The organism is Nisaea sp. (assembly GCF_039990255.1).
Taxonomy (GTDB): Bacteria; Pseudomonadota; Alphaproteobacteria; order Thalassobaculales; family Thalassobaculaceae; genus Nisaea.
In genome coordinates this window covers 72,749-95,542 of record NZ_JBDXGG010000023.1, presented here as the reverse complement: position 1 = coordinate 95,542, position 22,794 = coordinate 72,749, and the positions used below count along the sequence as shown (strand labels likewise).

The following is a 22,794-nucleotide window of genomic DNA, read 5'->3' as shown; positions in this document are numbered from 1 at the left end:
TCTAGTTTTCCTGACTGTTATCGCTGGCGCCGTCAGCTTTGGCTGCGTCCGGCTTGTTGTTCGGTTTCGGCGGCTTCGGACGCTGCGGGAACACGGCCTGGCTGACACGGCTCATGAAACCACTATCATCACCGCGGACCAGAAGGTCCGCCTCGTCGGCAACTGCGGGAACGAGTTTCGAAAGCCAGCCGGTGCGCTCCGCTTTGGCGAAATCTTGCAGTACGTAGTCCTTCACCCGATCCTTGTCGCCCGGATGGCCGACACCGAGCCGGACGCGCCAGTATTCCTTGCCTATATGGGCGTCGAGACTGCGGATACCGTTGTGCCCGCCAGACCCGCCGCCGCGCTTCACGCGCAGTTTTCCGGGAGCAAGGTCGATCTCGTCATAGAAGACGATGATGTTCTCGAGAGGGATCTTGAAAAACCGGACCGCTTCGCCGACCGCGCGGCCGGAATCGTTCATGAAGGTGGTCGGCTTCATCAGCAAGACCTTCTCACCGCCGACATGACCGTCGGCGGTGAGGGCCTGAAAACGTGAACGAAAGGGACCGAAGCCATAGCTCGCGGCAATTTCGTCAGCGACGAGAAAGCCGATATTATGGCGCGTCAGCTCGTATTTCGCCCCGGGATTGCCAAGGCCGACGAACAGAAACATCGCTCGGTCCCCTCCCGCCGGACCGCCTCACGAGGAGGCGGGCACGGCGCGGCCGATTAGTCTTCGGACTCGGTGTTGGCTTCGTCAGCCGTATCTTCGGCATCACCCTCGGCGTCGCTGGCTTCGCTCTTCATCGAGGACGGCGCAGCAATAGTGGCCACAGTGAAATCTCGATCGGTGATCGTCGGGGTGACACCTTCCGGCAGGTTGATGGCGCTGATGTGGATGCTGTCGCCGACATTCCAACCGGACAGATCAAGCGTCAGTGAGGACGGCATCTGGTCCGGACGGCAGCTGACTTCGACTTCGTGCCGCACAATGTTAAGAACGCCACCGACCTTGAGGCCCGGGCATTCTGCTTCGTTGATGAACTCAACCGGCACTTCGACGGTGATGGTCGAAGTGGCGCTGACCCGAAGGAAATCAACATGCTCCGGACGATCAGTGACCGGGTGCAGCTGCACGTCACGGGCGAGCACGCTGTGCTTCTTGCCGTCGACGTCGAGGTCGATCAGGGTCGAAAAGAAGCCGGACTGATGAAGCAGCTTCGTCAGTGCGCGTTCTTCCACGGTCACGGAAACCGGCTCTTTCTTGTCACCGTAGATTACGGCCGGGATGAGCCCCGCGCGACGGGCGGCACGGGCGGACCCCTTACCGACCCGGTCACGCGTCTGGGCGCTCAGTGCGATCACATCAGACATTTTATTCTCCAATAAAAATGTTCCGCGTACGGCTGACCTCCAGGGGTGCCAGCCCGCAAGGCGGAACGGATGAGCGGGGCGTTTTAGTGGCTTTCGCCGGAAAAAGCTAGCCCAAAGCAACCCGGACCGGGATACCGGTCCGGCGCGGAAGGTCTAGAAATTGAAGAGACTGGAAACCGAGCGCTCTTCGCTGATTCGCCGGATCGACTCGCCGAGCAGCGGAGCAACTGAAATCTGGCGTATATTGCGCGCGACGCGAACAGCTTCAGTGGTCGCGATGCTATCGGTTGTGACCAGCGATTGCAGCGGCGAGGATGTGACACGGGCTACCGCGCCACCGGACAAGACGCCATGTGTGATATACGCATCAACAGAAACCGCGCCTGATGCCATCAGAGCTTCGGCTGCATTGCAGAGTGTGCCACCACTGTCGACGATATCGTCGACCAGAATGCAACGCCGGTCCTTCACGTCGCCGATGATGTTCATTACCTCGGAGACACCGGCACGCTCGCGGCGCTTATCGATAATAGCAAGGTCGGCGTTCAATGGCTTTGCCAGGGCGCGGGCACGCACCACGCCGCCGACATCGGGCGAGACAATGGTGATTGCCTCATCGCCATAGCGTTCGGTGATATCCTTGTGGAATACCGGGGCGGCGAAAAGGTTGTCGGTCGGGATATCGAAGAAACCCTGGATCTGACCCGCATGGAGATCCATTGTCACTACCCGGTCGGCCCCTGCTGAGGTGATCAGATTGGCGACGAGCTTCGCGGAGATAGGCGTCCGGGAGCCTGATTTGCGATCCTGACGGGCATAGCCGTAATAGGGAATAACTGCCGTGATCCGCCGGGCCGAACTGCGCTTCAGCGCGTCGAGCGTCACCAGCAGTTCCATAAGGTTGTCGTTCGCCGGATAGGAGGTTGGCTGGATGACAAATACGTCTTCCCCCCGCACATTCTCCTGTATTTCGACGAACACTTCCATGTCCGAGAATCGCCGAACGTCGGCTTTCGTCAACGGCATGTTGAGGTAGGCGGCTATTGCTTCCGCCAGTGGCCTGTTACTGTTACAGGCTAGGATCTTCATACGAACGTCTGACATTCGTGCCCTATTATTTCGGTTGGGAAAGAAGTGGCGAAATCCATATCTTGCTGCGCCGAGTCTCGAAGAAACCAGCATCAGTAGAAGCGGGCGGAACATATCAGCGCGTGTTGAAATCGCGCAAGAGTTATTGCCGCTTTGTGACAGGTTTCTCGCCTATTCTTTGGCGCTGGTAGGCGCGCAACAGCGGAAGCAAGCCCTGCAAGGCGCCGTCAGCAATAATCGGCGAAGCAGCCACCCAATTGTCTTCCATGCTGCCGGACGCTACCGCGTTCTGTTGGTCGATCACGCCTATCTCGCGGGAGTCGGGGTCGATCAGGCGCCACGATATGGCGACGATATCCGTGTCCGCATTGATCGGCTTGATGTCGATCTGTCCTTCCAGAGAAAGAGTTCCTTCCGGGGGCTTGCTTCTCCCCTCGATCGTCACGCCTCGGGCGCGGAGCTTGCGCAACAGGGCCTGACGCAGAATGGCGTTCCCGCTGCCGGCGTCGCCCTCTACCAAATCGACATAGAGGCCAGGAAGATCGGCGGCTGTGACGGTTTCAAGTTGCGGGATCAACCACGCTGCGATGCCCGGAGCATTCTGGTTGGAGATATCTTTGAAATGGGCGGCGACGGGCGTCTCCCAAAACGCGGAGGGCGGAATTGAGGAGACACGTTTCTCCCCGATGACTTTGCCCGATGGATCGCTTAGCTCCCAATCGAGAATGAGTTCGGCAGGCCCGTCGACATGAAGCTGCTGATAGCCCTGACCTTTCAGTACATAGCTGCGCTTGTTCCGGGCATTGGCGCTCGCAATAACATTATGCTCGACCAGTGATTTCGAGAGCGCCGCCGCCATGGCTTCTCCGACCCACCCCACAGGTCCCTCGACCGATTCGACAAATATGCCGGCAGCTTCGGGGGCGAGAAGAAACGCTATGTTGGGTTTGTTGAAAGGCTCCTGGCCGAACGGGCGCGGTATTTCTCCGCAGCCTGTCAGGAGGAGCATCAGGAGCGCCGGCAGGATGAGATGGCGCGCGGAAATACTCCGGCGCGGGAGGCTGTCTTTCATTGTCGGGGACTTAAATCACCAGGACGCAGCTGACAAGCAGCCCGATGACTGCCGCGGCGAAAAGGATCTGGAGGTGAGGCATCCTTCGACTTCTTTCCCGTCTGCTAACGGCGGAACAGATCGAGCGGCAGCTTCGAAAGGCGTTCGTTTCCGCTTTCCGTGACAATGAATGTTTCGCCGAGGGTCATGGCGAGGTCCTTGTCGCTGTCCATCAGGATCATGTGCGCGAAGAACACCATACCCGGACGGATTTCAACAGGGTTGCCATGATAGAACATTGGATAGTCCATCCAGATCGGGGCGAAAACAGCTCCGAGCGAGTAGCCGCAGGCATTCATACGGGCATGGTTGTAACCGCGCCGGTCCATGACACCGGCATGGGCATCGAACACCGAGCCGACGATATTGCCGGGACGTAGTGCCTCGCGGCAGGCTTCCAGCGCTTCGACGCAGGCGCTGTGCATGTCGTCATGCTCCGGCTTCGGCGTTCCGATCGGGAGCGTGCGCATCATGCAGGCATGGTAGTGCCGATATGCCCCGGCAAACTCCAATGTCAGTTGATCCTCGGTGTCCAGCGTCCTGCGGCCGGTAAAATAGCGGCAGAGCAGAGCGTCGGACCCGGAGCCGATGATGAATTCGTTGCCGGCATAATCTCCGCCGCCCTTGAAGACAGCCCCCTGCATGGCGGCGAGTATGTCTCCCTCGAAGGCGCCGGGCGCGGTCAGGTTCTGTCCGGCGACGAGAGCATCGTCCGCCAGTGTGGCTGCGCGGCGGACATAGGCGAGTTCGGCTGGCGATTTAACCACGCGCAACTCGGAGACTAACGCGGAGCTGTCGATCAATTCGCAGAAGCTGTCCAACTCCGCGTTGATCGCCATGCCGTTCCGTGCGGTTAGCCCGTAAGCGTCGTATTCGATGCCGAGCGTCTTTCCGGTGCAGCCAAAGTCGCTCAGCATGGCTTTCAGCTCGCTCGCCGGTGTCGCGCCGTCTCGGTCCACCCAGATCCGGATATCCTGGATCATGCTGGTGTTCTGTGCCTGCCGGAGATCCGGCGCCCGGGTCATCAGGGCAAGCCGCCCATCGGCGCCGAGATAGAGGCACTGGAAGAAGCAGAAGCCGAACGTGTCATATCCGGTCAGATAGAACATGCTCTCCTGACGGAACATGAGCAGGCCGTCGAGGCCACGCTGCTGCATGAGGTCGATGGTACGCGCGCGGCGGTCCGCGAGCTCCTGTTCGGCAAAATGCAGCATAATGCTACTCCGATATGACGATGGTTGAGAGCTGCCGTCCGTAATCCGGCTCGTTGCGCAGGCGGGAACGGCGGTAACTGAAGAAATTCGGCTCGTCCTTGCAGGTATCGCAATCGAGCCGGTAGACCTCGCCCAGTCCGAGACGCGATAGGCGCGAGGTGCAGTAGTTTGAGAGGTCGAACTGAAAATGGCCGTCGCGATCACTGGCACTGAAGAAGGCGGCGTTGTTCTTGTCCTGCTCAAGGAAAGGCTGCGGGAACTCCGGGCCTACTTCGTAGGATTCCCGGCCGATGCAAGGGCCGACGGCAGCCTGGATATTGTCCGCACGCGCTCCAAGTTCGATCATCGCATCGACCGTCGCTTCCATGACGCCGTTCAGCGCCCCGCGCCAGCCTGCATGGCAGGCGCCGATAATGCCGTCTCCCGGGTCTGAAAACAGGACCGGCGTGCAATCCGCCGTCAGAACGCCGAGGGCGAGATTCTTGAGTGTCGTTACCATACCGTCGGCACGGGGCGGCTCGTCGGGCCGCTCGTAACTGTCGATGACATGGACCGTCGCGGAATGGATCTGGTTGCAGGTGAAGAGGCTCTCAGCATCGCAATCAAGCGCTGCCATCGTGCGGGCTCTGTTAGCTGCAACGGACTTGCGTGTGTCGCCTGATCCGAAACCGCAATTCAGCGAGCGATAAATGCCCTGGCTGACCCCGCCGCGCCTTGTATAGAAGGCGTGTCGGATCTTATCCGTGTTCATCTCGTCAAGTTGGATCACCCTGAGAAGACTCCCGTTTCACGCAACGACCTATCCCGTGGCGGACCAAAACCGGGAAGTGCATCCACTCCGGGTGCGGCGATTGCCACTGCCTTGAACAGCGTGCCCATTTCGGCGGGTTCGATCAAGCGCCGCGCGCCGCTTCGGATCGTTGCCTTCTGGGCGGGGGAGGCTTTTCCGACAAGGGTTTCGACCCGGGCCTCTATGCCAAGCGCGGAGAGGAATTGTCCCTGTGTCACGGTGCCGAAGCAGATGCACCCGCCGGATGCGGCGCTATCGAGCAGTGCATTGAAGTCGACATGGGCGGTCAGATCCGCAGTTCCCGGATTGTCCAGCAGGTCCGCATACTGGTGACTGCGCAATGCCTGGAAGGTATCGCCGAAAGCACTTTTGCCATGACCGTAATCGAGGAATAGTCCGGCGCCGCCACAATGAGCAATATGTCGGGCGATCTGCTCAGCGACCGTGCGGCCGTCCTCGCAGATCTCGAATGTGTCGCCCTCGACCGGAGCCAGGGCGGAAGGTATCAGCCGAATCAGTTCTGCTGGTGCAGGTATTTCCGACCAGCTAAGGGCGCCGCTTTCATTGTCCCAGGCGATGCATCTCTCCCGCCACACGCCATCACGGTGGATCAGTTGCCGGATCGGCAGGGCATCGAAGAATTCATTGCCGAGGATCAGCGACGGATGGTTCGGGAGAGTTTCCGCTGTGTCATGCCAACTGACTTCGATATCGGGCAGCGTCTCGCGCTGAAGCGCGCGGAGCCTCGGGCTGGCTTCGACGAGATGAACCTCAATGGCATCGCGGAAGCCCGGCACGATGCGGGCGGCGCGAAGGGCGTCGGCCATCAATGTGCCGCGGCCAGGGCCGAATTCGACCAGCGCGATTTTGGACGGGCTGCCGGTCTGCTGCCAGACGGCGGCGCACCAGAGGCCAATCAACTCACCAAAAACCTGGCTGATTTCCGGCGCGGTAATGAAGTCGCCCGCGACTCCGAATGGCTCGCGCGTTGCATAATAGCCATGTTCGGGGTGCAATAGGGCTTCCTGCATGTAGCGTGCGACGGTGAGCGGGCCGTCTGCCTCGATCAAGGCCTTCAAACGTGTGGAAAGCGGGCTTGCCGTCATGTGCTATCAGGCCGTCATGCGCTATCAGAGAGTGGTGGGCGGCGGAGGGCCCAGATCATGACCGCGCTTCCGACCAGGATCATCGGTATTGAAAGAAGTTGCCCCATTGTCGCGCCGGCGAACAGGAAGCCGAGTTGCGCATCCGGCTCCCGGAAAAACTCAACGGTGAAGCGGGCGATGCCATATCCGGCAAAGAACAGGCCGCCGATGGCACCCGGATAGCGCCTGATATCGGTGCGGGCGATCAGCAGCACGATAACAGTGAACAGAAGCAGGCCTTCGAGCGCGGCTTCATAAAGCTGGCTCGGATGTCTCGGCATCGGGCCGCCATTCGGAAACACCATCGACCAGGGCACATCGGTGGCGCGGCCAAAGAGCTCGCCGTTGATGAAGTTCGCGATGCGGCCGAAGAACAGGCCGATCGGTGCAGCCGCCGCCACGATGTCGCCAACCAGGAGCGGATTAATGCCGCGCCTCCGGGCGAACAGAAACAACCCGACGAGCGTGCCGAGCATACCGCCATGGAACGCCATCCCGCCTTGCCAGACCATCAGGATCTGGGCCGGATTTTCGAGGTAGTAGGGGAGATTGTAGAACAGCACGTAGCCGAGACGGCCGCCGAGCACCACGCCAAGCGTGGCATAGACCAGCAGGTCATCCAGCGAGGACGGATCCATGAAACGCGGAGCGCGGCGGCAGAGATGGACGCAATAACGCCAACCGAGCATCAGGCCAGCAATATAGGCCAGCGCATACCAGCGGACGGCAAACGGACCGATGGAGAAGATCACCGGATCGATATTCGGGAAAGGCAGGCCAGCCTGCTCCATCAGTGTCGCTCCCGCGCTTAGCGATAAGGATCTTCGGTGTCGAGATAGTCCTGGACGTAACGCCGTACACCTTCTTCAAGCGGGGTGAACTGGCCCGGATATCCGGCGTCTCGAAGCTTTTCCATACGCGCTTCGGTGAAGTACTGGTAGCGGCCCCGGATTTCCACCGGCGTATCGACGAAATCGATTCGCGGGTCCTTCTCAAGCGCGACATAAACTGCGCGGGCGAGATCGGCGAAAGAACGGGCCTGGCCGGTGCCAAGATTGAACAGGCCTGAGACATCCCGGTTGTCGTGCAGCCAGATCATCACGTCCACACAATCGCCGACCCAGACAAAATCGCGAAGCTGGCCGCCATCCTCGTAATCCGGGTTGTGAGAGCGGAACAGGGTCGCCGGCAGGTTGGCTGCGGCACGAGGGTAGATCTGCGCCACCACACTCTGCTGGCCGCCCTTATGGGTTTCGTTGGGTCCATAGACATTGAAGAATTTGAGTCCGGCCCACTGTTTCGGTGTCTTGCGACCCTCGGCAACCAGCCGTGCGATCCGGCGATCGAACAGATGCTTGCTCCAGCCATAAGGGTTGAGCGGCTGCAGACCGGCGAGGCCATCGATGCTTGCATCGTCCTCGAAGCCTTCACCGCCGTCGCCGTAGGTGGCGGCGGAGGAGGCATAGATCAGCCGTGCGTCATTGTCCGCGCACCATTTCCAGAGATCGACGGAAGTCCGGAAGTTCTGCTTCACGATGAAATCGGCATCGCGTTCGGTGGTTGAGGAGCTGGCGCCAAGATGAAACACGGTCTCGACCATGTCCTTGTGCCTGTCGAGAAAGCTGAACAGGTCCTCAGGCGGGATGATGTCGGCAAGCTCGCGCTTGGCGATGTTGCGCCACTTCTCGTCGGAGCCGAGGGTGTCGCAAACAACGATGTCCCGCGCGAGGTCTTCGCGTTCGCTGAGAGCGGCGACCAGATTCGATCCGATAAAACCGGCGCCGCCTGTAACGACAATCATGCTCGTCCCTCCACTGCTGCGACAAACAGATCGTCGATCTGTTGTTCGCGCTTCCTGGCTCTATATGGGTGTTTCTCGCCCGACGTGGATTGCTTTCGCAAGCTCGAAAGTAGTAGGTCTGGGGACGGACGCTGCTTGTGCCCCGTGCTTCTGCCGATTATCCGGCAGTCGTGGCCAGATAGGAGGAGCCGACGATGCAGACGAATAACAGGTTTTTCGATGACGTCGCCAAGATGGCGAATGGCGCAATGTCCGCCGCCGCCGGCGTTCGCGAAGAGATGGAACAGCTGATTCGGCAGCAGTTCGAGCGCTATCTCGGCGAGCATGACCTTGTGACCTACGAAGAGTTCGCGGCCGTGCGTGAGCAGGCGACCAAGGCACTTTCCGAGCAGGAAGCGCTTGCACAACGGGTTGAGATGCTCGAAAAGCAGCTCGCAAGCCTTACGGAGGCCAAGGCGAAGACAACGCGCCGGGCGCCAAAGCAGGCAAAAACAACGGCTTCCGCCAAATCTGCATCGACGGATACGGCAAAGGACAAATAAGCCTCTGTTTTCTAAAGAAAACTAAATGTACCAATATTTCGGACGCGACCCACGAAATATAGGTTGATCGCGGGTTTCGCATTTGAGAGGCTATTCCTCGTGGTACTTGGCGATTGGTACCACGCTAGATCTAGCCGGGCTGTTAATCGCGGTTCGGCGGACCGAGCTTCCCTGTCTACGATCGTCCCGGAGCGCCGGACAGCGCACCTCTCAGAGGGGGTTTGATAGTATGTCTCTGACTTACGTCGAAACGGTTGAAGTTCCCCGTAATCCGTTAGACCTGATGGAGGAAATTGTCGGAGCCAATGATTGGGCTCACGAGCGTGCAAGCACAGACGAGCTTGCCGTCGAAATCCAAGGCCGCTGGGCTGACTACCGGCTCTTTTTCCTCTGGCAGGAGGATATGGGAGCACTTCACTTCTCGTGCATTTTTGAAAGCCGGGTTCCGGTCGAGAAACGGCGCGAGGTCCATTCCCTGCTTGCAATGATCAACGAGAAACTCTGGCTCGGACATTTCGACCTCTCTACCGAGGACGGAACGCCGATGTTCCGCCAGACGTGTCTGCTGCGTGGCGCACAATCCGCGAGCGTCGAGCAGCTTGAGGATCTGGTGGATGTTGCCCTGACCGAATGCGAACGCTTCTTCCCAGCGTTCCAGTTCGTGATTTGGGGCGGCAAATCGGCCGAAGAAGCCATGCAGGCCTCGTTGCTGGATGTTGTCGGAGAAGCTTGATCTTCCAATGAATAAATCTCTCCTGCTGCTCGGATGCGGCAAAATGGGCGGCGCCCTTCTTCAAGGCTGGCTTGAAAAAGGCTACGCCGCTCATGGCATCTGCGTGATCGAACATTCCGAGGCCGCGACCGCCCAATTCGAAGGCATCGACGGTGTGACGCTCGTCCGCGATATCCCGGACGTCCCGGCGGATTTTCGTCCGGGCATGATCATGCTGGCGCTCAAGCCACAGATGATGGACGCGGCGGCACCGCTTGCCCGCTATGCAGGCCCGGAAACGGCTTTTCTCTCCATCGCCGCGGGCAAGACCATCCGCTATTTCGAAAACCTGCTCGGCTCTGAGGCCGCGATCATCCGCTCCATGCCGAATACACCGGCTGCAGTCGGACGCGGGATTACCGCCTATGTCGGCAACGAGGCGGCAAGCCAGACGCAGATGGATCTGGCTGGTGACTTGCTGTCTGCTGTCGGCGAGGCGCTCGAGGTGCCCGAAGAAGGAATGCTTGATGCGGTCACGGCCGTTTCCGGCAGTGGCCCCGCCTATGTTTTCCTCGTGATTGAGGCTATGGCGGCGGCGGGCGAGAAACTTGGCCTTTCCGCCGACCTCGCCATGCGATTGGCTTCGGCCACTGTTTCCGGAGCCGGAGAGCTCGCCCGGCAATCCTCCGAACCAGCGGCACAGCTTCGGCAGAACGTGACCAGTCCGGGCGGGACAACTGCGGAAGCCCTCAAGGTCCTGATGGCCGATGACGGTATCGGCCCGGTTTTCGAGAAAGCGCTGAAAGCGGCGGCGGACCGCTCGCGGGAGCTCGCCGTTTAGCTAAACGCTGCCGTGCTGCTCAATAACCAGAATTCTGGCTTCGCCTATCGGCTCGGCAACATGTTCATCTCCGACCTCGGCATGGAAGATGTCCCCCGGCATCAGGCGGATGGACCGTATTTCAGTTCCATCCAGGTATTTCATGTCAACTTGGCCGTCGAGTACGACGAATACCTCCGGGCCATCGTTCACGTGCCATTTGTAGGCCCGGTCAGTCCAATGCAGCCGCACACTGGCATTCTCGATAATCTCGATATCCAGCGCTTGCCAGGCCTTTGACGGTCGGAAGTCTCGCGCGTTGTAGTGCTTCATTATGCGGGCCATCATCAGGGTTTCAGAACGCTCTATTCGTCGCAGGAAGTCGCAAGGCTGGCAATTTGCGGACTGACGTATCTGCCTTGCGAAAGGGCGTGAATTGGGGAGGAAGGTATGCGAAATGATGGAAAGTTGGATCCAACTAATCGGCGTTTGCTGACTCTGTTGAAGGAGCATGGCCGTACTGGCGCGTCCGAATTGGGCCGCCAGCTCGGCCTCTCGAGAACAGCGGTGCAGGATCGTATGCGGCGCCTGGAAGAGGCGGGTGTCATCCTCGGCTATACAGCGGTTGTTTCGGTTACCGAAGACCGGCCGCCTTTCGCAGCATTGGTCTCCATAAACATTGCGGAGCGGCCTTGCGCACCTGTCCTTGCGCACCTTCAGGCACTGCCGGAAGTCGAGCGATTGTTTTCCGTGGCCGGGCCGACGGACGCGGTGATCCTCGTTCGGGTTGCCGACACACAAGCGCTGTCTGCGCTGGTCGACCGCATCTCGGCAATTGAGCATGTCTCGAAAGCGACGGCAGCTGTGGTGCTGGAGGAGTATCAGGGATGACAGGTGCCAGTGGTTGTTTTGGCTCGGGACCGGGACATATGTGAAAGGGATGGCAACAGGAGCGGATCATGGCAGTGGACGATAGCGATAAGATCCTCGATGCGGTTCTGCTGGTCGCGGGCGAACAGGGTTGGAACGATCTGACTATTGAGGCGGCGGCTGAGCGTGCTGGTGTCTCTGCGCCCGAAGCGATCAGTGTTTTTCCTGACAAACGCAGAATACTGAATGCCCTGGCGGACAGGTTTGAACGGCTGGCCGCCACGACGGTTGATGCAGAAGCTGGGGATCCTTCGCTTCCGGTGCCGGAGCGGCTTTTTGACGCAATCATGACCCGGTTCGAGCTGCTGCAGGAGCATCGGGACGGCTACGCGGCTGTCCTTGCTGCGGCGCGGACGGATCCGGGAATGGCGCTTGCCGGCCTCGCTCGCCTTACCCCTGCAATGGGGTTGGTCCTGCGGCAGACCGGTCTCGGCGATCGTGGGCCGATTGGATGCTTGAGCCGTAAAGTGCTTGCCGGACTCTATCTTTCGGTTCTTCAGGTTTGGCTCAGCGATACCAGTGAGGATCTGGGACCGACCATGGCCGCGCTCGACAAGCGGTTGAGGCAGCTTGACGAGATCGTTGCGTCCACGCCTATCGGGCGAAAAAGGCGCAGCAGGAAAAAGGGTTTTGGAGGAAGATGAGGGTTTTGTTGCGGTGCAACATAAAACTTGACATTTTCACGAAATACGCCCAATTTAGCGGTGATGATGCAATGCAGCATGAAGCTGTGGTGTGAAAAATAGCTACCGTATCCCGAGTCATGGAGACACGCGTAATACGGGGTGAGAAGATATGGAGACGTTCAGTGGCACAGCAGGAAAACCCTTTTCTCAATCTTGATTTCCAGAAGATGATGATGGACTTCAAGATGCCCGGCATCGATGCAGACGCGCTGATGAACGCGCAGCAGAAGAATATTGAAGCCATTACCAACGCCAATCAGCTGGCTGTGGAAGGTCTTCAGGCTATTGGCAAGCGTCAGGCCGAACTCTTCCAGCAGGCTGTCGAGGAATCCCAGAAAACTCTTGGCGACCTGATGACGCAGGGCGCCCCGGAAGAGCGGATCGCGAAGCAGACCGAGACTGTAAAAACCACGATCGAGCGCACTGTTACGAATCTGCGTGAAATCTCTGAGATGCTCGCGAAATCGAATCAGGAAGCTTTCGACGTGATCAACAAGCGGATCAACGAAAGTCTCGAAGAAGTCCAGTCCCTCGCCGGCAAAAAATAAGCTTTCCCCGAGAGAGTGCGAAGAGCCGTCGGAACCTCTGGTTCCGGCGGCTTTTTGTTTTCAGGGAGGGTAAGTCGCTCTTCCAGACCGATGGGTGAGCGCATACAGTCCAGTTCCAAACATGGAGCTGCTTATGACCATCGAATTCTCAGACTTCGAGAGAGTTGAGATCCGCGTCGGTACCGTAACCGATGCCCAGCCATATCCTGAGGCCCGCAAGCCGGCGATCAAACTCTGGATCGATTTCGGGCCCGAGATTGGCGAGCGAAAGACATCGGCGCAAATAACCAAGCACTACACGCCGGAAAGCATGAAGGGAAAACAGGTGGTTGCCGTCGTGAATTTCCCGCCCAAACAGATCGGCAAGTTCATGAGTGAGTGCCTGGTTGTCGGCTTCCCCGACGAAGATGGCGAAGTGGTGCTGATAAGCCCGACACTCAATGTTCCGAATGGTGGACGGCTTTACTAGACCGGCATTCTGATCCGGACACGGAGGCCACCGAGAGGCGATTCTTCCAGGCCGATCTCGCCGCCATGGCTGTGCACGATATCGCGGGCGATGGTCAAGCCAAGGCCGGTTCCGCCGGTTTCCGGATTACGGGACGGATCGCCGCGATAGAACGGCTTGAAAACGCGGCCTCGTTCGGCCTCCGGGATGCCCGGGCCGTCGTCATCGACGAAAATCTCATAAGCATCTTCGATCGCGTCGAGCGTGATCCGAACCGTTTTCGCGTGTCGCCGGGCATTGGACACCAGATTGGTCAGTGCCCGTTTCATCGATTGCGGTTTCATTTCGATCGGCTGTATGGCCCGGTCGGTCGTCTCGAGTTCGAGCGGGATGCCACCTCTTCGCTCACCGATGGCGAAATCCTTAACGAGAGCCTTCACGTCTGTTGTGATGCTGGCCTCTGTTCCCTCACCACGGGCAAAGGCGAGATAGCCTTCGACCATTCGCTCCATGTCCTGCACGTCTGCCTGAAGTTCCTGCACAGCCTTGTCCTCACCAAGCATGGCGAGTTGCAGTTTCATTCGAGTGAGGGGAGTGCGCAGATCGTGCGAGACGCCGCTCAGCATGTCTGTGCGTTGTTTGATCTGACGGCGGATACGGGCCCGCATTTGTTGAAAGGCTTCTGCGGCTTGACGAACTTCGTGCGCTCCCTCTGGTTTGAAGTTGGCAACCTCGCGGCCTAATCCGAAGGCGCGTGCGGCGATAGCAAGCCTTCTTATCGGCCTGATCTGATTGCGCATGAAAATCAGCGCGATGGCAAACAGGATCAGAGCGCTGCCCACCATCCACATGACGAAAATATAGGTGGTCGAGGTGTAGAGGCGTTTTTCATGTGCGAGTACTTCAAGCACGCCATCGGAAAGCTGCACCGTAATGGCGATCTGCCGATCGGCCGCTTCGGTATCGATCATGTAGGGGCGGCGCACCTGCTCGGTCATTGAGCGTCGCATCTGGCGCAGGGTCGGATCAAACAAAGTTGCCGTGCTGCGATTTTCCAGGATAGCGCCGGATCGGTACGTCAAAACCAGTCCGAGATGGTTCCGCGCAAGCCGGTCAATCCGGGCCAGTGCGGCCGGGCTCGAATCTGTTTCGACTTCCGTGACGATCAGGGCGATATCCCCTGCAAGCGACGTCGATAGCCGGCGCACCATCGTGTCCCAGTGCCGGTCATAGAAAACATAGGTCGAGATCGCTTGCATCAGGATCAGTGGCGTCAGGAAGATTACTAGCGCCCGCCCGAACAGAGTCTTCGGCATCCGGCGCTTCAGCCATGACCGGCGCTTGGTCTGGCGGGCATTTTCGGCAAGTGTGGCCATCGTCTGGATGCCGCTCTCTCTGTTGGCGCTCGGGCCCGCTGGATTCGTGCGCCGGAAAAATCTGGAAGATGTTAAAATAAATCAGCTTGGACCGATAGCGGGGCGCGCCAGGGAATTCTCAGGCGTCGCTCGTGCTTGCCTTTAGAACATAGCCTTTGCCGCGCACGGTCTGCAGGAAGCGGGGAAATTTGGGATCTTTCTCGATCTTCCGGCGCAATCGGTTGATCTGTACGTCGACAGTGCGCTCGTGGCCGTTCACGGCATTGCGGGCGACCAGGTCTTCGCGGCTGAGCGTCCGGCCCGGTGTCTGGGCAAAGCACCCGAGTAGCAGTGCTTCAGACTCGGTCAGGTGAACCGCGCTGCCTTCTTTGGTCAACTCGGCATCTGTCCGGTTGTAGACATAGGGGCCAAAGGTGACGCGCGATGGCGCTTCCGGCATGCCCGGGGCGATACGGGTGCGGCGCATGATGGTGCGGATGCGCAATAACAGTTCACGTGGCTCGAACGGCTTTGTCAGATAGTCGTCCGCTCCGGTCTCCAATCCCTCAATGCGGTTTTCCATCTCGCCCATCGCGGTGAGCAGCAGGATTGGCAAATCGCGTGTCTGGCGCATGGACCGGGTCAGCTCGAAGCCGGTCTCCCCTGGCATCATGACGTCCAGAACCATAAGGTCGTAATCGATCGCTGCCAGCTTGCGCCGTGCATCGGCGGCATCGCCTGCGGCGGTAATGCGGAAACCGTTCTCGCTGAGGAACCGGGTCAGCAGGTCACGCAGCCGACTGTCATCGTCGACGACAAGAATATGGGGCTGGTCTTCGCCATCCATCAGAGCATTCATCCTTTGCCGCGACGCGGAACGGGCATGGTCGGGGTGACGATTTCAAAACGTTCCTGATCGCTCGGGTCGATAATGCCGCGAAGTACCTCGCGGAACCCCTGCACTGCTTCCGCACCGGCAGCACGGTAGGCGCGAGCGATCCGCTTGCGTTGGTTTTCCGTCAAGCGATGCTCCAGATCGACGCCCTTTTCGGTCAGGGTCAGCAGCTTTTTGCGCCTGTCTCCCTGGTCGGTGGTCTGCTCGATATAGCCTTCATTGACAAGCTGACTGAGGACCCGGGAAAGGCTCTGCTTGGTGATCTTGAGGATCTTCAGCAGGTCCGTCACGGTGATCCTGGGATTGCGCCCGACGAAATAAATGACCCGGTGATGAGCCCGGCCCAGATCGATCTCCGAAAGGATGGCATCCGGCTCACCTGTGAAGTCGCGATAGGCAAAAAACAGCATCTCGATGCCTTGCCTCAATTCCTCCTCTCGCAGGAACAGCGGATTGGCCATGCTTTTTACGTCAACCATGTTGACTTAATTCCTTTTGAATGTTAGCTGTTGGCTCGAGTTTGGGTAACAATCTAACCAAGGCGCCCGTCAAGTTGAATAATTCGAACGGGTTAGGCTTTGGAGCTTGCTGGGATGAAACTTCATGAGCCTGCTTCCTTTCGATGATCGCGACGGTGCCATCTGGATGGACGGTACCTTGTTGAACTGGCGTGATGCCAAATTGCATGTACTTAGCCATGGACTGCACTATGCCAGTTCAGTGTTCGAGGGCGAACGGGTTTATAGCGGACAGATCTTCAAGTCCCGTGAGCATACCGAGCGCCTGCACCGTTCCGCCGCAATTCTCGGTTTCGAGATACCTTACGATGTCGACGCCATCGAGTCCGCAAAGCAGGCGGTGATCGACTCCATGGGGATCGTCGACGGCTATGTCCGACCGGTTGCCTGGCGCGGTAGCGAAATGATGGGCGTGTCCGCACAGCAGAACACCATCCATCTGGCTGTGGCCGCCTGGGAATGGCCGTCCTATTTCGATCCGGAAGCGAAGATGAAGGGCATCGACCTTGATCTCGCCAAGTGGCGCCGTCCTGCTCCTGACACTGCGCCGACGAACAGTAAGGCCGCCGGTCTCTATATGATCGCGACCATGTCCAAGCACGATGCGGAGGCACGCGGTTTCCACGATGCGCTGATGCTGGACTATCGCGGCTATGTCGCGGAGGCGACCGGCGCCAACATTTTCTTCCTGATGGATGACGGCCGTTTGCATACACCGACGCCTGACTGCTTCCTCGATGGCATCACCCGCCGCACGGTGAAGCAGCTTGCGATCGATCTCGGCTACGAGATCGTCGAGCGGCATATCCGGCCGGAAGAGATGACGCGGGCAACCGAATGCTTCCTGACCGGCACGGCAGCGGAAGTCACTCCCGTTGGTACCATCGGCACCTACAAGTTCACGCCGGGCGAGGTTACCCGCAAGCTGGTCGACGCCTATGACGTGGCGGTGCGTGCTCACGCGACCGGTGTGGCAGTCGCGGCCGAGTAATATGCAGGTCACCGGATAAGGGAACGATCCCGTTCCCTCCGGGCACTGGACATATCTTTCGTATACGGGGGAAGCTGACATATGACAGCTTCCCCCGTTTGCACATTCGACGGTACTCACTGGGTGCCGGGACCGCTCGCCAATGGACCTTTCCCGGGCCTGCATGGCGGCATTGTTGGCGGGCTGCTTGCCGCCGAGATGGAGAAGACCTCCCGCGAAAGCGGGGGAGGGATAGGGCTTCAGATGTCCCTGTCACTGCTGCGCCCGACACCTATGGCGCCCGTCGCGGTGTCCGTCCGGACATTGCGTCAGGGCCGCCGTTCCCTTCAACTCTCATCGGAACTCGTCGCCGGCGGCAAGGTTTGCGCGGTGGCGAGCGCCCTGTTTCTGACCCCCGAGGCTTTACCGTTTCTGGAGGAAGTGCCGGTGGAACGGATTCCGGTTGCGGGTAAGGACTTCCATATCGGCCGGTCTATGGACCAGCCCTGGTTTGCGGATGCCTGTGAGATGCGCCGGGAAGAGGGGGGCCGGGTCTGGATGCGGCATCTCGCTCCGGTCGTGGAAGACATGGGGCCGCTGACCCGCGTCTTGTCTCTGGCGGATTGGGCGACAGGCCTTTCGCGCCCCAGCTGGGTTGACAGTGAAAAGGTGGTCTTTCCGAATCCGGAGATCAGCATCCACCTGCACCGCCCGCCTACCGGGGCCTGGCTCGGGGTGGATTCGCATCCGTTCTGGAATGCCAGCGGCCTCGGGATCACAGCGAGCGATCTCTATGACCAGGACGGCTATCTTGGCCGAGCAACGCAGCCGGTTGTGCTTGCTGTGATGGGGTAGTGTGATTGCCGATTCCTGGCTCTGTCCGATCTCTCTGAAACACAGTTATCCTGTTCAAAGACGAGGCTCAGAGATGACGTATAAGGCGACGGAAAAGCCTGCGTGTTTAGATACAGACGCTGGCGAGCGGCGGCAGGCCGTTGAAGGCGACCGAGGAATAGGTCGTCGTATAGGCGCCGGTGCCGAGGATCCAGACCTTGTCGCCGACCTTGAGGTCGATTGGCAGCGGATACGGGTTGTTCTCGTACAGGACATCGACGCTGTCGCAGGTCGGCCCGGCCAGAACGGCGGGAATAGCGGTTCCGGTGCGGATGGTCTCGATTTGATAGCGAATGGCTTCGTCCATGGTCTCGGCAAGGCCATTGAACTTGCCGATATCGAGATAGACCCAGCGCGGCGCATCGCTGTCGTCCTTCTTGGACACCAGCACGACTTCGGCCTGGATGATGCCGGCATCGGCAACCAGACCACGGCCCGGCTCGATGATCAGATCGAGCGTGCGGTCGCCGAACTGTTCGCGCACTGCTGCCATTACCACCGCGCCGTATTCCAGCAAATCGGTTTCACCGTTGTCGTAGGTCGCCGGCATACCGCCACCTAGATTGATCATGCGCAGGCCTACGCCGGAGCTGTCCAGCCGCTTCATCAGCTTGGCGACATCGGCGAGAGCCTCCCGCCAGGCCCGGGGGTTCTTCTGCTGCGAGCCGACATGGAAGGAAACGCCGTAGGCGTCCAGGCCGAGGCGATCGGCCTCTTCAAGCAAATCGCCGGCCATTTTGACGGAGCAGCCGAACTTGCGGGACAATGGCCAGTCGGCGCCATCGTTCTCCGCCAGGATGCGGCAGAACACGGACGCGCCCGGTGCTGACCGGGCCAACTTCTCAAGCTCGCCTTCGCTGTCGAAGGAAAACAGGCGGACACCGCAATCGAAGGCTTTGCGAATCGCGCTTTCTTTTTTGATGGTATTGCCGAAGCTGATCCGGCTCGGGCTGACGCCGCGGCTCAGAACAAGATCAATCTCGCCCATGCTGGCGCAATCGAAATAACCGCCGAGCGCGGCGACCCGGTCGAGGATCTCTACCGAGGGGTTGGCCTTGATGGCATAGAAAATATCGGCGCCACGGAAACCGTTTGCCAGTGTGTTGTAGCGGGCTTCAACCAGCTCAAGATCGACCGCGAGCTGGGGGCCGTCGATCACCTCGGTGGCAAAGTAATGCGCCAACCGATCGGATACAGATGCAACTGCACGCGCTACTGGTTCCTGATCCAGCTCGACGAGCTGGATGGAGGCGTTTTGATTATCGGAATTCGGAATAGCGGCAATCATGCCACGTTTTGGCTCAAGCATCGGTGCTTCCCTCTCGGAACCGGTCCGTACGGACCTGAGTTTCAAAAAGGACGCCTCGTCGTTGCTTAACCTGCTTGGCTCTCTCGCCTGGGCCAGTGGCACGTGCGCGCGTCGTGCGGACCATATGAACGTGTTGCTGAGTTTATGCAAGTAGAAAAGGGGCGCAATAAGTGCGCTTAGGAATGAATTACTTCTGTATGCACGTCGCGAATCCGCGCTTTGGTCTCGGGTGTCAGTGCACCGGTCAGGGCGCTTGGAAGCCAGCGGCGTTGAAAGGCAAGCAGAACGCTGCGTGCGGAGTTGTTCATTACAGGATCTTCAGAAGCAGCGTATCCGATTTCGGAAAGCAGCTTCATCGCCTCCGAAAGACCCATCTCTCTGGCGGGGGCAGACGTATGGGAAGGCCAGAGGCCGGTGCCGCTGAGAGCAAGCCTCTCCCAATCGAACAATTCTCCAGGATCTTCCTTCCGGTCCGGAGCGACATCGGAATGTGCGAGGACACGGGATGCCGCGATTGCGTGGCGCGCAAGGATGGCTTTGGAGAGATGTGCAAGGCGCTCCATCTGCTGGTCCGGAAAGGGTCTGTATCCAAACTGGTGGCCCGGATTTACCAACTCAATGCCGATCGAGCGGGCGTTGATGTCTGTTGCTCCCTGCCATGAGGCTACACCGGCATGCCAGGCCCGCCGGTCTTCATCGACCATCCGGTAGCAGCGGCCATCCTCATCAATCAGGTAATGGGCGCTGACGGTGGCATCCGGGTCGGCCAGCCGGTTGAGTGCGGCTTCTGCCGACTGCATCCCGGTATAGTGCAGCAGCAGAATGTCGACTGTTGTTCCGTCCGGTCGTGCGTCGTGGTTCGGGGATGGGCGGTCGATGATGCTGTCCATTCCCATCCAGCGCTTACCCCTCGGCTTTTGCTGCGGCTTGCATGTCCGCTTCTATTTTTGGTGTGGTCTTCGCCCGGCCGGTGGCTACAGCACCTACTCCGACGATGGTCAGGGCCGCACCCGCTATCTGGATGGCGTCCATATGCTCGCCGAGAAAGACGATGCCGGAGGCCGCGCCTACCAGCGGGGCCAGAATTGTCAGCGGCATGGTCTGGGAGACATCGTATTTCTGCAAGATCTTGTACCAGATCCCGTACCCGAAGATGGTTACGCCGAGAGCCATGTAGATGACGCCGCCCCACCCGGCGGCTCCGGCCGTCTGCAGCGATTCCCATTGCCCGTCCTCGAAGATCAACGATGTGCCGATGATCATGGGGGCGGCCAGTACGGACATCCAGGCATTCAGTACGAAGGGGTTTATTGCCCCCATCCATTTCACCTGGATATGGGCAAGGCCCCAGAGCAGCGCGGCGATGATGACAAGGCCGAGATCGAACAGGCTGCTGGAGGTCTTCGGCGCCCCGGCCAGCATTGCTACACCGGCGAAGGCGATGGCGATGCCCAGAATTTGCCGCCGGTTCGGGCGCTCGCGAAAGAACATGACCGCGAGGATCACCGCAAACGGAACCTGGATCTGCGCCGCGATGGCCGCGAGTGAGGCGTCGGTGCCCTTGAGACCGGTAAACATAAAGGCGAAGTGCAGGACACCAAGGGTGACCGAGAGGCCGAATATGTGCAGGAACTTTATGCCGCTCAATCTCAGGAAAGGTACCAGCAAGACGGCTGTCAGCAGATAGCGCAGGGCGACAAGCATCATCGGCGAGAATTCCGTCATGGCAATCTTGACGAAGGCGAAATTCATGCCCCAGACCACCATGACAACGACGCCGAGCAGGATATCCTGTGGCTTCATGAAGCGCGGGCTTTCTCTATGGTCTCGCGCAGTTCTTCTAGTTCAAGCCAGCGATTTTCCGCCTCGTCCAGTTCCGTCTGAGCCGCTTCAAGTCTTGCACTTGCGGTCTTGAAACGTTTCGGGTCGCTGGTGAACAGCGCGGGATTGGCAAGTTCGTTCCCGAGGGTTTCGATTTCCGTGCCGAGTTTGTCGATCGTGTCCGGGAGATTGTCGAGTGCGCGTTGATCCTTGTAGCTGAGTTTGGCCCGCGGCTGCGCCGGTTTCTCAGATGTCGGTGCCGATGGCTTGCTCTCGCGCTTCTTCGGCGCCGCAGCTTCTTCGGCTTCCGATCTCCGGAAGGCCGCGTAGTCACTGAAACCGCCGACGAACTCCTCAATTTTACCGTCGCCCTCGACGGCGATGATGGAAGTCACCACCCGGTCGAGAAAGTCACGATCGTGGCTGACCAGGATGATCGTGCCCTCGTACTCGCCGAGAACTTCCTGCAGCAGGTCGAGGGTTTCGATATCGAGATCGTTGGTCGGCTCGTCGAGCACCAGCAGGTTGTGCGGCCCGGCGAACAGCTTCGCCAGTAGCAAACGGTTTCGCTCACCGCCGGAGAGGTTCTTCACATGTGCCCGTGCCTGGCGCTCCTCGAACAGGAAGTCGCGCAGATAGGAGACGACGTGCTTCGGCTTGCCGTGGACGAACACGGTATCGCCACCGCCGGGACAAAGCGTCGACCAGAGAGTTGCATCGCCGTCCAGCGTCTCGCGGTATTGGTCAAAATAGACGGTCTCGACGCCGAAACCGACACGGACGCGGCCCTTGTCGGGCTTCTCTTGGTCGATCAGCATTTTTAGTAGGGTGGTTTTACCGGCGCCGTTAGCGCCAACGAGGCCAATCCGGTCGCCGCGCTTGATAATGGTGGAGAAGTCCGTCGCCAGAACTTTCTCGCTGCCATCAGGCTGCGGGTAGGCCTTGGAAATGTGGTTGGCTTCGATGACGAGCTGGCCGCCGGACTCGGCGTCGCCGACACTGAGATTGACGAGGCCGGTCCGCTTGATCCTTTCGGCACGCTCCCGGCGCATGCCGAGCAGCGTTCGGACACGGCCCATATTGCGTTTGCGCCGGGCAGTCAGCCCCTCGCGCAACCAGCGGGTTTCTTCGGCGATCTGTTTATCGACACGCCGCCTTGTCGCTTCCTCGTCCGCCAGCACTTTGTCCGCCCAATCGGCGAATGCGGAGAAGCCGTCAGAATTGCGACGCACCTCGCCACGGTCGATCCAGTATGTCCGGTTCGACAGCCGGCTGAGGAATGCCCGGTCATGGCTTATAAGCAGGATGCCGCCCTTGAAGGCTTCCAGTTCCTCTTCCAGCCACTCAATGGTCGGTAGATCGAGATGGTTCGTTGGCTCGTCCAGCAGCAGCACGTCGGGCTCGGACACCATAGCCCGCGCCAGCGCCACTCGGCGGGATTCGCCTCCCGAAAGGGCATCGGTCAGACGGTCCCCGTCGAGAGAAAGATGGAGCAGCATGGAATCGACCAGATATTCAGCCGGGTGTTCGCCCGGATGCACTGAAAGGCCACCCCGTACATGCTCACGGATGGTAATGCCTTTCGGCAATGGCGGGTCCTGCGGCAAGTAGGCGATTTTCGCGCCAGGCTGCACGAACCGCTCGCCCTGGTCGAGATCGACTTGCCCGGCAAGGCATTTCAGCAGCGTCGATTTGCCGGAGCCGTTGCGGCCGACGAGGCAGATGCGTTCGCCTTTGGCCACGGTGACATCTACATCATCGAACAGAATGCGTTCACTGAGGGTGAGCCGGGCGTTGCGAAGGGCGACGATCGGCGGCGCAGAAGAGGCTCGGGCCATGC

At 59.5% G+C, this 22,794-nt stretch carries 26 protein-coding genes; 9 read left to right on the top strand and 17 right to left on the bottom strand.

Annotated features, from left to right (window positions below):
• Position 1: 1 nt before the first annotated feature.
• The 9 genes from pth to rfaD form a co-directional block, all read right to left on the bottom strand.
• Positions 2–655, bottom strand: coding sequence for an aminoacyl-tRNA hydrolase (gene pth, locus ABJ076_RS21590; protein WP_348194928.1), 654 nt, complete (start codon positions 653–655; stop codon positions 2–4).
• Positions 656–711: 56 nt separating this feature from the next.
• Positions 712–1,356, bottom strand: coding sequence for a 50S ribosomal protein L25/general stress protein Ctc (locus ABJ076_RS21585; RefSeq protein ID WP_348194927.1), 645 nt, complete (start codon positions 1,354–1,356; stop codon positions 712–714).
• A 153-nt stretch (positions 1,357–1,509) separates the two neighbouring features.
• A complete protein-coding gene (locus ABJ076_RS21580; protein WP_348195073.1) occupies positions 1,510–2,445 on the bottom strand; it encodes a ribose-phosphate pyrophosphokinase in 936 nt (311 codons plus the stop codon).
• A 142-nt stretch (positions 2,446–2,587) separates the two neighbouring features.
• On the bottom strand, positions 2,588–3,454 hold the full coding sequence (locus ABJ076_RS21575) for a hypothetical protein (RefSeq protein ID WP_348194925.1): 867 nt from the start codon (positions 3,452–3,454) through the stop codon (positions 2,588–2,590).
• 167 nt (positions 3,455–3,621) lie between these two features.
• On the bottom strand, positions 3,622–4,770 hold the full coding sequence (locus ABJ076_RS21570; RefSeq protein ID WP_348194923.1) for a Xaa-Pro peptidase family protein: 1,149 nt from the start codon (positions 4,768–4,770) through the stop codon (positions 3,622–3,624).
• A 4-nt stretch (positions 4,771–4,774) separates the two neighbouring features.
• On the bottom strand, positions 4,775–5,539 hold the full coding sequence (gene pgeF / locus ABJ076_RS21565) for a peptidoglycan editing factor PgeF (protein ID WP_348194922.1): 765 nt from the start codon (positions 5,537–5,539) through the stop codon (positions 4,775–4,777).
• Positions 5,536–6,666, bottom strand: a complete 1,131-nt coding sequence (locus tag ABJ076_RS21560; RefSeq protein ID WP_348198698.1) for a class I SAM-dependent methyltransferase — start codon at positions 6,664–6,666, stop codon at positions 5,536–5,538. The genes pgeF and ABJ076_RS21560 overlap by 4 nt, the downstream gene beginning before the upstream one ends.
• Positions 6,667–6,680: 14 nt before the next feature.
• The gene (lgt, locus tag ABJ076_RS21555; protein WP_348194918.1) at positions 6,681–7,496 is read right to left on the bottom strand and encodes a prolipoprotein diacylglyceryl transferase; all 816 of its coding nucleotides are present in this window, start codon (positions 7,494–7,496) and stop codon (positions 6,681–6,683) included.
• A 17-nt stretch (positions 7,497–7,513) separates the two neighbouring features.
• On the bottom strand, positions 7,514–8,506 hold the full coding sequence (gene rfaD / locus ABJ076_RS21550) for an ADP-glyceromanno-heptose 6-epimerase (protein ID WP_348194916.1): 993 nt from the start codon (positions 8,504–8,506) through the stop codon (positions 7,514–7,516).
• 194 nt (positions 8,507–8,700) lie between these two features.
• Between rfaD and ABJ076_RS21545 the strand changes: the two genes are divergently transcribed.
• From ABJ076_RS21545 to proC, 3 genes are all read left to right on the top strand, one after another.
• Positions 8,701–9,048, top strand: a complete 348-nt coding sequence (locus tag ABJ076_RS21545; protein WP_348194915.1) for an accessory factor UbiK family protein — start codon at positions 8,701–8,703, stop codon at positions 9,046–9,048.
• Between the two features lie 229 nt (positions 9,049–9,277).
• Positions 9,278–9,781: a YbjN domain-containing protein gene (locus ABJ076_RS21540; RefSeq protein ID WP_028467172.1), complete on the top strand. Its 504-nt coding sequence runs from the start codon at positions 9,278–9,280 to the stop codon at positions 9,779–9,781.
• A gap of 7 nt (positions 9,782–9,788) precedes the next feature.
• The gene (gene proC / locus ABJ076_RS21535) at positions 9,789–10,601 is read left to right on the top strand and encodes a pyrroline-5-carboxylate reductase (RefSeq protein ID WP_348194913.1); all 813 of its coding nucleotides are present in this window, start codon (positions 9,789–9,791) and stop codon (positions 10,599–10,601) included.
• On the opposite strand, the gene ABJ076_RS21530 is transcribed toward proC, so the two are convergent.
• A complete protein-coding gene (locus ABJ076_RS21530; RefSeq protein ID WP_348194911.1) occupies positions 10,602–10,928 on the bottom strand; it encodes a cupin in 327 nt (108 codons plus the stop codon).
• 102 nt (positions 10,929–11,030) lie between these two features.
• Here ABJ076_RS21530 and ABJ076_RS21525 point away from each other — a divergent pair, with 102 nt between their 5' ends.
• The 4 genes from ABJ076_RS21525 to ABJ076_RS21510 all read left to right on the top strand — a co-directional run bounded on the left by ABJ076_RS21525 (position 11,031) and on the right by ABJ076_RS21510 (position 13,213).
• Complete coding sequence (locus ABJ076_RS21525) at positions 11,031–11,471, top strand: Lrp/AsnC family transcriptional regulator (RefSeq protein ID WP_348194909.1); 441 nt, start codon at positions 11,031–11,033, stop codon at positions 11,469–11,471.
• A gap of 68 nt (positions 11,472–11,539) precedes the next feature.
• Complete coding sequence (locus ABJ076_RS21520; RefSeq protein WP_348194907.1) at positions 11,540–12,154, top strand: TetR/AcrR family transcriptional regulator; 615 nt, start codon at positions 11,540–11,542, stop codon at positions 12,152–12,154.
• A gap of 164 nt (positions 12,155–12,318) precedes the next feature.
• On the top strand, positions 12,319–12,744 hold the full coding sequence (gene phaP / locus ABJ076_RS21515; protein ID WP_348194905.1) for a TIGR01841 family phasin: 426 nt from the start codon (positions 12,319–12,321) through the stop codon (positions 12,742–12,744).
• A gap of 133 nt (positions 12,745–12,877) precedes the next feature.
• The gene (locus ABJ076_RS21510; protein ID WP_348194903.1) at positions 12,878–13,213 is read left to right on the top strand and encodes a tRNA-binding protein; all 336 of its coding nucleotides are present in this window, start codon (positions 12,878–12,880) and stop codon (positions 13,211–13,213) included.
• On the opposite strand, the gene ABJ076_RS21505 is transcribed toward ABJ076_RS21510, so the two are convergent.
• From ABJ076_RS21505 to ABJ076_RS21495, 3 genes are all read right to left on the bottom strand, one after another.
• On the bottom strand, positions 13,210–14,568 hold the full coding sequence (locus ABJ076_RS21505; RefSeq protein ID WP_348194901.1) for an ATP-binding protein: 1,359 nt from the start codon (positions 14,566–14,568) through the stop codon (positions 13,210–13,212). The genes ABJ076_RS21510 and ABJ076_RS21505 overlap by 4 nt on opposite strands.
• Positions 14,569–14,686: 118 nt before the next feature.
• Positions 14,687–15,394, bottom strand: a complete 708-nt coding sequence (locus ABJ076_RS21500; RefSeq protein ID WP_348194899.1) for a response regulator transcription factor — start codon at positions 15,392–15,394, stop codon at positions 14,687–14,689.
• A gap of 8 nt (positions 15,395–15,402) precedes the next feature.
• Positions 15,403–15,921 (bottom strand): MarR family transcriptional regulator, encoded by a 519-nt coding sequence (locus tag ABJ076_RS21495; RefSeq protein WP_348194897.1) that lies wholly within the window; start codon positions 15,919–15,921, stop codon positions 15,403–15,405.
• A gap of 124 nt (positions 15,922–16,045) precedes the next feature.
• On the opposite strand from ABJ076_RS21495, the gene ABJ076_RS21490 reads away from it, so the two are divergent.
• Both ABJ076_RS21490 and ABJ076_RS21485 read left to right on the top strand, forming a co-directional pair.
• Positions 16,046–16,951, top strand: coding sequence for a branched-chain amino acid aminotransferase (locus ABJ076_RS21490; protein WP_348194895.1), 906 nt, complete (start codon positions 16,046–16,048; stop codon positions 16,949–16,951).
• A gap of 81 nt (positions 16,952–17,032) precedes the next feature.
• Positions 17,033–17,785 carry a thioesterase family protein gene (locus tag ABJ076_RS21485; protein WP_348194894.1) on the top strand — a complete coding sequence of 251 codons (753 nt, stop codon included), beginning with the start codon at positions 17,033–17,035 and terminating at the stop codon, positions 17,783–17,785.
• Positions 17,786–17,891: 106 nt separating this feature from the next.
• Here ABJ076_RS21485 and ABJ076_RS21480 read toward each other — a convergent pair whose 3' ends face one another.
• From ABJ076_RS21480 to ABJ076_RS21465, 4 genes are all read right to left on the bottom strand, one after another.
• On the bottom strand, positions 17,892–19,133 hold the full coding sequence (locus ABJ076_RS21480; protein WP_348194892.1) for a type III PLP-dependent enzyme: 1,242 nt from the start codon (positions 19,131–19,133) through the stop codon (positions 17,892–17,894).
• Positions 19,134–19,309: 176 nt separating this feature from the next.
• Entirely contained in the window at positions 19,310–20,029 is a 720-nt protein-coding gene (locus tag ABJ076_RS21475; RefSeq protein ID WP_348194891.1) for an N-acetylmuramoyl-L-alanine amidase, read from the bottom strand.
• 7 nt (positions 20,030–20,036) lie between these two features.
• Positions 20,037–20,936, bottom strand: a complete 900-nt coding sequence (locus tag ABJ076_RS21470; RefSeq protein ID WP_348194889.1) for an EamA family transporter — start codon at positions 20,934–20,936, stop codon at positions 20,037–20,039.
• The gene (locus ABJ076_RS21465; protein WP_348194887.1) at positions 20,933–22,792 is read right to left on the bottom strand and encodes an ATP-binding cassette domain-containing protein; all 1,860 of its coding nucleotides are present in this window, start codon (positions 22,790–22,792) and stop codon (positions 20,933–20,935) included. Before ABJ076_RS21465 ends, ABJ076_RS21470 begins: the two co-directional genes overlap by 4 nt.
• Positions 22,793–22,794 lie beyond the last annotated feature (2 nt).